Below are 11,272 nucleotides of genomic sequence, written 5' to 3' on the forward strand. Positions count from 1 at the left end.
TGTGAAGTCTGGGCCCCGGTCCGAGAACCCCTGGTGGTTCTCCCGGGGCCCAGACGCATATCCAGGCCCAGACAAGGCCCGAACCCCGAGACCAGGGTCCGGGCCTTCGTCATGCCCAGGTCACAGCGGCAGCCCGCGGCCCCGAACCGGAGACGAGAACACCAGCGAGGTCGTCGTCTCGCCGTAGCGCTGGGCCTGTTCCACAAACCGCTCCAGCTCCGCCGTCGTGCGGCAGTGCACCCGCAGCAGCCAGCACTCGTCCCCGGTGACGTGGTCAGCGTCGGTGATCTCCGGCAGCGGGAGGATCGCCTCACGGAATCGTGACCCGTCGAGGCTGCGGACGCGGACCCGGACCATCGCCTGGATCGGGCGGCCCAGCTTCTCCGGGTCGACGCGCGCCGCGTAGCCGGTGATCACCCCGCGCTGCTCCAGCCGGCGCACCCGCTCCGTCACGGCCGGCGCGGACAGCGAAACCCGGCGGCCGAGCTCCGAGAACGTCAGGCGACCGTCGGACTGGAGAAGCTCCAGCAAGCGCCGATCAACATCGTCCAGGTCCACCGCGGCACCCTCTCCAGAAACTCCAAGCCAACTGCCGTCCAGACCCGGAAAACCCCGGCGAAGACGGCGGTACACCTGGATCTTCCCCTGTCCCCGAGCAAGGCCGGAACGGGAGGATCATCAGCGTGAAACCTCGCATCCTCTCCCTTCCCTGCGAAGCCTCAGACGCCGTCCAGTACTTCGGGCGCGAACTCGCGTTCGAGGTCGATCCGGTCGACCTCGCCCAGGATCTCGCGGACGGACGAACCGACGGCTACGTCCTGGTCGAGACCCGCAGCCCCGGCGCGTACGCCGAAGCCCACCTGCCGGGCGCGATCTGCTTGCCGTATCGGGAAATGACCGAGGAAAGCACCCGTGACCTCGACCGGAACCTCGTCTACGTCTGCTACTGCGAGAGCATCTACTGCAACGCTGCCACCCAGGGCGCGTATCGGCTCGCGCGGCTCGGCTTCACGGTGAAACGGCTCTCCGGCGGCATCACGACCTGGCTCGCCCACGGCTATCCGACAGAAGCGGGATAGCCCGTACCCTGGACGCCGTGACTCGTCTGCTCATCATCCAGCCCGACGCCAGCGACCCCCTCGGCCCGCTCGGGGAGTGGCTCACCGAGGCCGGCGCTGAACTCGACGTGCGGCTGCCGCCGGAGCAGGAGCTGCCGTCAAGCCTCGACGGGTACGACGGACTGGTCTGCCTCGGCGGCGGCATGGGTGCGCTCGACGACTCCCAGCACCCCTGGCTCGTTGACGTCCGCAAGCTCCTCGCCGCCGCGGCCGGAAAGGCCGTGCCGACGCTGGCGATCTGTCTCGGCGCGCAGCTGCTCGCGGTCGCCACCGGCGGGCAGGTCTCGGAGGGCGAGTCCGGGCCCGAGGTCGGGCCTGGGCTCGTGTCGAAGAAGGACGCTGCGTGGGTCGATCCGCTCTTCGCGGACATGCCCTTCCTCCCGGACGTCCTGCAGTTCCACCGTGACGTCATCACCGTCCTGCCGCAGAGCGCCGAACTGCTCGCGTCCACGCCGAAGTACCCGCACCAGGCGTACCGGATGAACCGTTGTGTCTACGGTGTCCAGTTCCACATCGAGACCACGCCGGACGTCGTCCGGGCCTGGGCCGAGGCGGAGCCGGAAATGGCAGAACTCACCCGTCCGGGCGCACTGGAGGACGACACCCTCATCTCTGTGCACGCGGACATCGCCGAGACCTGGCGTCCGTTCGCGCGCCGGTTCGTCCAGTTGGCCGCCGGTCAGCTGGAAGCGGCTCCGGAAAGTCAACGCCGGTTGCCGCTGGCTTAACGGATGACGTCGGGATCACTTACGGCGAGTTAACGGTTCACCCAAACGGTCAGGTACCTTGCGAGAGGTATTTCCGTAGGGTTCGGAGGTCGGGGTGGACCCCTCGCTGCTCGTTGTCGTCGTGATCTGCACGGCGCTGATTTTCGATTTCACCAACGGCTTCCACGACACGGCGAACGCGATGGCGACCTCGATCGCCACCGGAGCACTCCGGCCCCGCGTCGCCGTCGCGATCTCCGCGGTGCTGAACCTGGCCGGCGCCTTCCTCTCGGTCGAGGTCGCGAAAACGATTTCCAGCGGTCTCGTCGACGAGACCAGGATCGGGCCCGCCATCGTGTTCGGCGGGCTCATCGGGGCGATCGTCTGGAACCTCTTCACCTGGTACGTCGGCCTGCCCTCGAGTTCGTCGCACGCGCTGTTCGGCGGCCTGATCGGCGCGACCTGGGTGTCCGCGGGCGCGGATTCCGTCCACTTCGGCAAGATCGTGGACAAGGTGCTCGTCCCGGCCGCCGCGTCACCGGTGATCGCGGGAGTGGCGGCGGCCGCGGTCACCTATCTCGTCTACCGGTTCCTGGTGCGCAAGCGCGGCAGCAGGGGTTTCCGGATCGGGCAGATCGTCTCGGCGTCCCTGGTTTCGCTCGCGCACGGCACCAACGACGCGCAGAAGACCATGGGCGTCATCACCCTGACGCTGGTCGCGGCCGGCAGCCTTCCCGCCGGGTCCGCTCCTCCCGTCTGGGTGATCATCAGTGCCGCGTCCGCGCTGGCACTCGGCACGTATCTCGGCGGCTGGCGGATCACCCACACCCTCGGCAAAGGCCTGACCGACATCGAAGGCCCGCAGGGCTTTTCCGCGCAGACCAGCAGCGCTGTCGTGATCCTGCTGTCCTCGCACCTCGGGTTCCCGCTGTCGACCACGCACGTCTGCTCGGGCGGCATCGTCGGGTCTGGAATCGGCAGGCGCGAGGCTCCGGTGCGCTGGCGGATGGCAGGCCGGATGGTGCTCGCGTGGCTGTTCACGCTGCCCGCGGCGGCGGTCGTCGGCGCGGTGGCGGGCAAGATCGCGTCGCTCGGCGAGGTCGGAACCATCGCGGTCGGCGTCGCGGGGATTCTCTTCGCGGCCGGGATCTACCTCCTGTCTCGGCGCAAACCTGTCACCGCACACAGCTTCCAGGTCCCCGAACCCTCCGTCGTCGACACCGAACCGGACCGCCTGGCTGCCTGAACCGCCCCGGGCCCGGCTACGGTGTGAGCGATGGCAGAGCGCGCGCGGACCACAGCTTCGGCGGCCAGGTACGGCTTCACCGACACCCGGGCCGACGGTCAACTGCGCGCCGCGGGCTGGTGGAACGAAGGCGGGGCCGCCGAGGGCGCCACGGACGTCCTCCTCGCGCTCTCGCGCGCCGCGGATCCGGACCTCGCGCTGGCCGGGCTCGACCGCATTCGCGAGGCCGACGAAGCCGGTTGGCCGGAGCTGGACAGCACACTCCGCGAGAACCGCACGTTTCGCGGCCGGCTCCTGGGCGTGCTCGGCACCTCCACCGCGTTGGCGGATTTCCTCGTCGCCAATCCGGGCGAGTGGCGCTGTCTCGCGGGCAACCGCTGCACGGACCCGGCACAGTTCGCCGACCGGCTGCTTGAGCGGGTCCGGCAGGACGACGGGACCTATGCGACGGGAACCGCGGCCGAACAGGCGTTGCGCGCTGGATACCGCGGGCTGCTGCTCGGCATCGCCGCCGCCGACCTCGGCCACCTCGTCGAGCCCGGGCTGGACCATCCGGAGTTCCGTGACGTAGCCAGCGAGCTGACCACTCTTGCCGAGGCGTCGTTGCAGGCCGGGCTGGTGGTGGCCGAGCAGGAGGTCGGCGCGTCCGCCGAAGGCACGCTCGCGGTGATCGCGATGGGCAAGACCGGCGGCCGCGAGCTGAACTACGTGAGCGACGTCGACGTCATCTTCGTCGGCGCCGGGGACCTCGGCGTCGCGACCCGGCTGGCCAGCACGATGATGCGGGTGGTCGGCAACGCGTGCTTCGAGGTCGACGCGGCGCTGCGGCCGGAAGGCAAGAGCGGTGCGTTGGTCCGCACGCTCGAAGGGCACACCGCGTACTACCAGAAATGGGCGAAGACCTGGGAGTTCCAGGCTTTGCTGAAGGCGCGTCCGGTGGCCGGTGACGTCGAGCTGGGCCGCCAGTACGCGGAGATGGTCGCGCCGATGGTGTGGTCCGCCGCGGATCGCGAAAACTTCGTGACCGAGGTCCAGCAGATGCGCCGGCGGGTGGAGGAACACGTCGCGTCGGAGCATCTCGAACGTGAGCTGAAGCTGGGTCGCGGCGGGCTGCGGGATGTCGAGTTCGCCGTGCAGCTGCTGCAACTCGTGCACGGCCGGGTGGATCCCGCGTTGCGTTCACCGTCCACTTTGGAGGCATTGGCCGCGCTGGGCGACGGCGGGTACGTCGGCCGCGCGGACGCGGCGGAAATGAGCTCGTCGTACGAGTTCCTGCGGACTGTCGAGCACCGGCTGCAGCTGCGTCGGCTGCGGCGGACGCACTTGTTCCCCGCCTCGTCGGACACCGATGAGCTGCGGATCCTCGCGCGTGCCTGTGGGATTCGGGCGGCTCGCGGGCGTAGCCAGGGCGAGGCGCTGCTGGCCGAGTTCCGCCGCCACGCGCAGGGGATTCGGCGGCTGCACGAGAAGGTTTTCTACCGTCCGTTGCTGCAGTCGGTGGCGAATGTGCCGACGGAAGCGTTGCGGCTTACCACGAAACAAGCCGCCAGCCGGCTCTCCGCGCTCGGGTATGCCGCGCCGGAAGGGGCACTGCAGCACATCAAGGCGTTGACCTCCGGGGTGTCGCGGCGCGCGGCCATTCAGCAGGCGCTGCTCCCGGTGTTGCTCGATTGCCTGGCGGATACGCCAGATCCGGACGGCGGGCTGCTCTCGTATCGCAAGGTTTCCGAGGCACTTCAGGACACGCCGTGGTACCTGCGCGTGCTGCGCGACGAGGGCACCGTCGTCGAGCGGCTCGCCTTCCTGCTCGGCACGTCGAACCTGGTTCCAGACCTGCTCGTCCGCGCGCCGGAAGTGCTGCAGCTGCTGGGAGATCCGGCTCGGCTGACCGGACGCACGCCAGCCGAAGTAGCGACGTCGCTTCGGGCCGCCGTGCGTCGTCAGCCTGGGCTGAGTGCTGCGGTCACCGCTGCTCGGTCGCTGCGTCGGCATGAGCTGCTTCGCGTCGCGTGCGCGGATTTGCTGGGACTGCTGGATGTTCCGTCGGTCTGCGAAGCGCTGTCGAGCGTGTGGGTGGCGGTGTTGCAGGGAGCGTTGTCGGCGGCTTATCGGCAACGGCAGGCTGAGCTGGGGCGCACTCCGGCGACGATCGCGGTCATCGGCATGGGACGGCTCGGCGGAGCGGAACTGGGCTACGGCTCGGACGCGGACGTCCTGTTCGTCTGCGAGCCCGCCGAAGGGGTTCCGGACGCCGAAGCGCTGCGGTTCGCCTCGTCGGTCGCGGAGACGGTGCGGAAGATCCTCGGCGCGCCTAGTGCGGATCCGGCGCTGATCGTCGACGCCGATCTCCGGCCGGAAGGTCGCAGCGGGCCGCTCGTGCGGACGCTGGAGTCGTATCGGGCGTATTACCAGCGCTGGGGCGAGGTGTGGGAGTCGCAGGCGTTGCTGCGGGCCCGGTTCGTCGCCGGTGACGAGGAGCTTGGCGAGCGGTTCATCGACCTGATCGACCCGCTGCGTTATCCGGAAGGCGGGCTCGACCCGAAGGACGCGCGCGAGATCCGGCGGATCAAGGCCCGGGTGGAGACCGAACGGCTCCCGCGCGGAGCCGACCCGACGCGGCACACGAAACTCGGCCGCGGCGGTCTCGCCGACGTCGAGTGGACTGTCCAGTTGCTGCAGCTGCAGCACGCGCACGAGGTGCCCGGCCTGCGGACGACGTCAACTCTCGACGCGCTGACCGCCTTGGCGGAAGCCGGTCTCGCGCCGGCTGAATCGGTGGACTCGTTGCGCGAGGCCTGGTTGCTCGCCACGCGCGTGCGCAACGCGACCATGCTGGTGCGCGGCAAAGCGGCGGACGAGGTGCCCGGCACCGGCCGCGACCTGGCCGCGGTCGCGCGCGTGTTCGGCTACTCGGTGGACGACGATCCCGGCGAGTTCCTCGACGCCTACCGCCGTGTGACGCGGCACGCGCATGCCGTGGTCGAGGAACTCTTCTACGACAACTAGCCTGGTCGTCGTGACCGACCGCGAACCGTTCCGCACTCGCATCAAGGTGCGCCACTACGAACTCGACACGCTGGGCCACCTGAACCACGCCGTGTACCACTCGTACGGCGAGGTTTCGCGGCTGGAGGTCTTCGAAGCAGCCGGCGACGCGAATCTTCGCGAATCGCGGCTCGCACCGGTGCTGCTGGAGTCGAACATCGTCTACCGGCGGGAACTGCGCGCCGGCGACGTGGTGGACGTGACCTGCGACGCCTCGTTCGGCGACGGCAAGGTGTTCTGGATGACCTCGCGCATCATCAAACTGGACGGGACGCTGTCGGCCGAGATCAAGTGCACGCTGGGGCTGATGGATCTGGAGAAGCGCAAGCTGGTGCCGGATCCGAGGGGACATTTCGAGCGGGCCGGGCTCGATTTGAAGGTATTGTCCACTTCGGAGTGATTTCGCGCCGCCTCCGGTGGCTCGAAGAACCCAAGGGGGAGTGCCGGCAGCGCGAAGCTCGTTGGAGGTATCGCTGGACGGCTGCACTCCGCATGAGCGGAGACCCATCTGCTCAGCGGCGCAGCGCGAGAAGAAGCAGACGCCGGCCTCGCTCGCCTGGCACAGACTTTCGACACTGACGGCGTGGGAGCGGCATTGGCACAACTCGCCGCTCTGATCGGCCTGAATCCGGCCGACCGCGAGGCCGATGCTCCCGAACCCGAGGTGACTCCGCGGTTCATGCGGGACATGTCGTTCTACTTCGGGCACAACGGTTCGACGGCTTATCCGAAAGCCAGCGCGAGGACCGTCATCGAAGCCCTCGCTTGACGCGTGGCCTGGTCAGTTCAGCCGCATTCCGTGCCACACCAGGTCCACCACTCCTTCGGTTTCCGCCTTCCAATCTCCTTCCGGAGTAAGGAAAAACAGGCCGCCAAGGCCGCGCATCAGCGTTTCCGTCTTCAGGTCCGGCCGGATCGTGCCCGCTTCCGCGTTCGCCTTGCGCAGGGTGTCCAGCGCGGCGAGCATCCGCGTGTACGCCTGCGTCGGCAGTTCGCTCTGCGACGCGCGCAACGCGTTGGCCAGCCCGCGTTTCGTCATCATGTAGTGCGCCAAGTGGTCCACGATCCAGACGCGCAAGGCCTGATCGGGGGAATGGTTGGCAAGCAGTTCGGGCACGATCTCGACGAGCTGGTTCACCTCGCGTTCGTAGACGGCCAGCACCAGCGATTCCGGCGTGGGGAAATGCCGGTACACCGTGCCGACGCCGACGCCCGCTTCCTTGGCGACCGCATTGAACGACACTTCTCCTGCCCGGCTCACGGTTTCCGCCGCGACCGTCAGGATCCGTTCGTGGTTGCGCCGGGTGTCCGCCCGCCGCGGGCTCACCGGCATCGCGCCTCCCGCGTTCCTTCGCTGGTCTGGACCTGGAGCCGCTCCAGCACTACCTGGAGTAGCTCCACTTCGTTGCGTAGCGGATTCTAATCCGCTAGCCTCGGTCAAAGCGAGCCAAGCGGATGAATATCCGGTTTACCCGGACGGCTCGTGTTCCCGAAGGGCCGTCACCACCACCATCACGCCGCAGGACGTCCGCCGCGGACGGACTGCGGGAAAGCGAACCCTACTGTGGACATTTCCCTTGAAGTCAATGGAAGAACCGAGCAGCTCGGCGTCGATCCGGGAGTGACCCTCCTGGACGCGCTGCGCGAGCGGCTGGGCATCACCGGCCCGAAGAAGGGCTGCGACCGCGGTCAGTGCGGCGCCTGCACCGTGCACGTCGACGGCAAGCCGGTGCTGTCCTGCCTCACGCTCGCGGCCGCGGTGCGCGGTCCCGCCACCACCGTCGAAGGACTGTCCACTGAGGACGAACTGCACCCGGTGCAGCAGGCGTTCGTGGACCAGGACGCGCTGCAGTGCGGGTTCTGCACGTCCGGGCAGGTGATGTCGGCGGTCGCCGCGGTGCGCGACGACGTGTCCGACGTCCGCGAGTTCATGTCCGGCAACCTGTGCCGGTGTTCGGCGTACCCGAACATCGTGCGCGCCGTGGAGCAGGCGAGGCAGGCCGATGCGACCGTTTGAGCTGACCGCACCCGCCACGGTCGAGGACGCGCTGGGCAGCGCGGGCACCTACCTCGCCGGCGGCACCACCCTGGTCGACCTGATGAAGCTCGACGTCCTCACGCCGCAGCGGGTGCTGGACATCAACGACCTGCCGCTGCGGGGCATCGACACCGCCGACGGCCTGCGCTTCGGCGCGCTGGAGCGGATGGGCGACATCGCCGCGCATCCCGGCGTGTACCCGGCGATCTCGCGCGCGCTGCTGCTGAGCGCGTCACAGCAGCTGCGGAACATGGCCACCATCGGCGGAAACCTGATGCAGCGCACGCGATGCTCGTATTTCCGGGACGTCGCGATGCCGTGCAACCGGCGTTCGCCGGGCAGCGGCTGTTCGGCGATTTCCGGCGTCAACCGGATGCACGCGATCCTCGGCACCAGCGATTCCTGCGTGGCCACCCACGCCAGCGATGTCGCGGTCGCGCTGGTCGCGCTCGACGCGCAGGTCGTGCTGGCCAGCGCCGAGGGAACCCGGACGGTCGCGCTGACCGACTTCTACCGGCTGCCGGGCGACACCCCGGAAATCGAGCACGACCTGCGTCCGGGCGAGCTGATCACCGAGGTGCACGTGCCGCGGCTCGACTGGGCGGAGAACTCGACCTACGTCAAGGTCCGCGACCGGCAGTCGTACGAGTTCGCGCTGTGCTCGGCGGCGGTCGCGCTCGACGTGCGCGACGGGAAGATCGCCAACGCCCGCGTGGCGGCGGGCGGGGTCGCCACGGTGCCGTGGCGGCTGCCTGCCGTGGAAGAGGCGCTGCGCGGCGCGGAGCTGACCGAGGAAGCTTTCGCAGCCGCCGCCGAGGGGGCGGTGGAGGGGGCGAAGCCGTTGTCCGGCAACGTGTTCAAACCTTCGCTGCTCAAGCGGACCATCGTCCGCGCGCTGCTCGAACTGACCGAAGGGAGCCGGGCATGAACGCGCGGCTGGACGCTCCGCGGAAGGTCACCGGCCAGGCCGATTACGCGCTGGACCGCACGTTCCCCGGCATGCTGTACGGGTACATCGTGCTCAGCACGATCGCGCACGGCGAGATCACCGCGATGGACGTGACCGCGGCGAAGAGCGCGCCCGGGGTCGTGAGCGTGTACAGCCCGTTCGATCCGCTCGAACTGCACCCGTTCAAGTCGCAGCTCATGGGGGACCTGTGGCTCCCGCTGCACGACCGGGACGTCGTGTTCTACGGGCAGCCGATCGGGCTGGTCGTCGCGGAGACGTTCGAGCAGGCGCGGGACGCGGCCGGGCTGATCGAGGTCTCGTACCAGGAAAAGCCCGCGCTGACGTCCATGGAGGACGGGCTCGCGACCGCGGAGGACGCCCCGGAGAGCCGCGGCAGCGCGCCGTCGATCGAGGTGCTCGCCGACGGCGTCGAGTCCATTGAGGACGCCTTGGCGCAGAGCCCGGTCGTCGTCTCGGAGACCTACCGCACCGCGACGCAGAACCACGCGGCGATGGAGCCGCATTCGGCGGTCGCGAAGTGGGACGGCGGCGAGCTCACCCTCTACAGCGGAAACCAGGCCAGCTACCTGCAAGCCATGGAAATGGCGGGGGTGCTGGGCGTTGAGCCGTCGGCCGTGCACGCGGTGAACCCGTACGTGGGCGGCGCGTTCGGCGGCAAGGCGGGCACCTCGGCTCCGGGGATGCTGGCCGCGGCCGCCGCCAGGGCGCTCGACCGTCCGGTGAAGTGCGCGCTCACGCGCGAGCAGGTGTTCACGGCGACCGCGAACCGGCCGGCCACGGTGCAGAAGATCGCACTGGGCGCGGACCGCGACGGCACCTTGATCGCGGTCCAGCACGACTCCTGGTCGGCCACGTCGATGAGCCGGTCCTTTGTGGAGCCGACGTCGCACGGCACCTCGCGCGAGTGGTACGCGACGCAGAACCTGTCGATCAGCCAGAAAATGGTGCCGCTGCACATCCCGCCGGGCACGTTCATGCGCGCGCCCGGGGAGGCGTCGGGTTCGTTCGCGCTCGAAAGCGCCATCGACGAACTCGCGATCGCGCTCGAGATTGATCCGATCGAACTGCGCAAGCGCAACAGTTCGCTCGCTCCTCCCGGCGTCGATCTGCAGTGGTCGAGCAAGCACCTCGACGAGTGCTACGAGATCGGGGCGCAGCGGTTCGGCTGGGCGAACCGGTCTCCGCGCGGGCACGTCGACGGGGACTGGCTCGTCGGCATGGGCACGGCGACCGCGATGTTCCCGGGGCTGCGCTTCCCGGCGACGGTCGAGATCACGCTCAACGCGGACGGAACCGCGGACGTGTCCACCGGCGGGGCCGACCCGGGCACCGGGCTGCTCACCGTGCTGGCCACGATCGGGGCCGAATCCCTCGACATCGACCCGGAACGCGTCACCCCGCACCTGGGCGATTCCCGGTTCGCGCCGGGCGGCATGTCCGGCGGCTCGACCGCCACGGCGAGCACCGGCACCGCGATCATGCTCGCGGCCACCGAACTGCTCGACGAACTGGTGGCGCTCGCCGCCGAGCCGGGCGCGCCGTTCGAGGGCGAGGTGGTCACGTACGCCGAGGGGCTGCTGCACGGCAACCACGGCACCATGCCGTTCGGTGAACTGCTGCGCGCGATCGGCCGGGAATCCTTGTCCGCCAAGGGGTCCTCCGCCCCGGGCGAGGAGATGACGAAGCATTCGTTCAGCTCGTTCGGCGCGCAGTTCTGCGAGGTCCGCGTGCACCGGCTGACCCGCGAGGTCCGGGTGTCGAGGATGCTGGGCGTCTTCGACGGCGGCCGGATCATCAACCCGACGCAGGCGCGGAGCCAGCTGTCCGGCGGCATGATCTGGGGCGTGTCCGCGGCCCTGCACGAGGGACTGGAAGTGGAACCGAGCGGACGGCCCGCGAACGCGGACTTCGCGAGCTATCTGCTGCCGGTCAACGCCGACATTCCGGAGATCGACGTGCAGTTCGTCGAGTACCCGGACACGCTGCACAACGCGGTCGGAGCCCGCGGAGTCGGCGAGATCGGCGCGGTGGGCATGGCGGCCGCGGTGGCGAACGCGGTGTGCAACGCGACCGGGATCCGGGTGCGGAGCATTCCGATCATGATTGAGGATCTGCTGGTGGAGTGACCCGGAAGGGGGCGTCCAGGCG

11 protein-coding genes are annotated in these 11,272 nt (G+C 69.2%); 9 read left to right on the forward strand and 2 right to left on the reverse strand.

Annotated features, from left to right (window positions below):
* Positions 1-120: 120 nt before the first annotated feature.
* Positions 121-558 carry an Lrp/AsnC family transcriptional regulator gene (locus H5411_RS44065; protein WP_183127654.1) on the reverse strand — a complete coding sequence of 146 codons (438 nt, stop codon included), beginning with the start codon at positions 556-558 and terminating at the stop codon, positions 121-123.
* A gap of 125 nt (positions 559-683) precedes the next feature.
* On the opposite strand from H5411_RS44065, the gene H5411_RS44070 reads away from it, so the two are divergent.
* The 6 genes from H5411_RS44070 to H5411_RS44095 all read left to right on the forward strand — a co-directional run bounded on the left by H5411_RS44070 (position 684) and on the right by H5411_RS44095 (position 6,885).
* On the forward strand, positions 684-1,079 hold the full coding sequence (locus H5411_RS44070) for a rhodanese-like domain-containing protein (RefSeq protein ID WP_101435654.1): 396 nt from the start codon (positions 684-686) through the stop codon (positions 1,077-1,079).
* A 17-nt stretch (positions 1,080-1,096) separates the two neighbouring features.
* Positions 1,097-1,846, forward strand: a complete 750-nt coding sequence (locus H5411_RS44075; RefSeq protein WP_183127656.1) for a type 1 glutamine amidotransferase — start codon at positions 1,097-1,099, stop codon at positions 1,844-1,846.
* Between the two features lie 94 nt (positions 1,847-1,940).
* Positions 1,941-3,071 (forward strand): inorganic phosphate transporter, encoded by a 1,131-nt coding sequence (locus H5411_RS44080; protein WP_167441886.1) that lies wholly within the window; start codon positions 1,941-1,943, stop codon positions 3,069-3,071.
* A gap of 30 nt (positions 3,072-3,101) precedes the next feature.
* Positions 3,102-6,077, forward strand: coding sequence for a bifunctional [glutamine synthetase] adenylyltransferase/[glutamine synthetase]-adenylyl-L-tyrosine phosphorylase (locus tag H5411_RS44085; protein ID WP_101435652.1), 2,976 nt, complete (start codon positions 3,102-3,104; stop codon positions 6,075-6,077).
* Between the two features lie 10 nt (positions 6,078-6,087).
* Positions 6,088-6,516 (forward strand): acyl-CoA thioesterase, encoded by a 429-nt coding sequence (locus tag H5411_RS44090; RefSeq protein WP_101435651.1) that lies wholly within the window; start codon positions 6,088-6,090, stop codon positions 6,514-6,516.
* 183 nt (positions 6,517-6,699) lie between these two features.
* The gene (locus H5411_RS44095) at positions 6,700-6,885 is read left to right on the forward strand and encodes a hypothetical protein (RefSeq protein WP_183127658.1); all 186 of its coding nucleotides are present in this window, start codon (positions 6,700-6,702) and stop codon (positions 6,883-6,885) included.
* A 12-nt stretch (positions 6,886-6,897) separates the two neighbouring features.
* On the opposite strand, the gene H5411_RS44100 is transcribed toward H5411_RS44095, so the two are convergent.
* Positions 6,898-7,449, reverse strand: a complete 552-nt coding sequence (locus tag H5411_RS44100) for a TetR/AcrR family transcriptional regulator (protein WP_101435649.1) — start codon at positions 7,447-7,449, stop codon at positions 6,898-6,900.
* Between the two features lie 231 nt (positions 7,450-7,680).
* Here H5411_RS44100 and H5411_RS44105 point away from each other — a divergent pair, with 231 nt between their 5' ends.
* The 3 genes from H5411_RS44105 to H5411_RS44115 are packed head-to-tail and all read left to right on the forward strand — an operon-like array spanning position 7,681 to position 11,250.
* Positions 7,681-8,133, forward strand: a complete 453-nt coding sequence (locus H5411_RS44105; RefSeq protein WP_183127660.1) for a (2Fe-2S)-binding protein — start codon at positions 7,681-7,683, stop codon at positions 8,131-8,133.
* Complete coding sequence (locus H5411_RS44110) at positions 8,120-9,082, forward strand: FAD binding domain-containing protein (RefSeq protein ID WP_183127662.1); 963 nt, start codon at positions 8,120-8,122, stop codon at positions 9,080-9,082. The genes H5411_RS44105 and H5411_RS44110 overlap by 14 nt, the downstream gene beginning before the upstream one ends.
* Positions 9,079-11,250: a xanthine dehydrogenase family protein molybdopterin-binding subunit gene (locus H5411_RS44115; protein ID WP_183127664.1), complete on the forward strand. Its 2,172-nt coding sequence runs from the start codon at positions 9,079-9,081 to the stop codon at positions 11,248-11,250. Before H5411_RS44110 ends, H5411_RS44115 begins: the two co-directional genes overlap by 4 nt.
* The last annotated feature ends 22 nt before the right edge of the window (positions 11,251-11,272 follow it).

It is taken from the genome of Amycolatopsis echigonensis, from assembly GCF_014174495.1.
Classification (GTDB): Bacteria; Actinomycetota; Actinomycetes; order Mycobacteriales; family Pseudonocardiaceae; genus Amycolatopsis; species Amycolatopsis echigonensis.

What these genes read in the sequence shown, in the direction of transcription:
- H5411_RS44100 (WP_101435649.1), bottom strand. Translation starts at nt 7,449, where the DNA reads ATGCCGGTGAGCCCGCGGCGGGCGGACACCCGGCGCAACCACGAACGG.
- H5411_RS44115 (WP_183127664.1), top strand. Translation starts at nt 9,079, where the DNA reads ATGAACGCGCGGCTGGACGCTCCGCGGAAGGTCACCGGCCAGGCCGAT.
- H5411_RS44085 (WP_101435652.1), top strand. Translation starts at nt 3,102, where the DNA reads ATGGCAGAGCGCGCGCGGACCACAGCTTCGGCGGCCAGGTACGGCTTC.
- H5411_RS44110 (WP_183127662.1), top strand. Translation starts at nt 8,120, where the DNA reads ATGCGACCGTTTGAGCTGACCGCACCCGCCACGGTCGAGGACGCGCTG.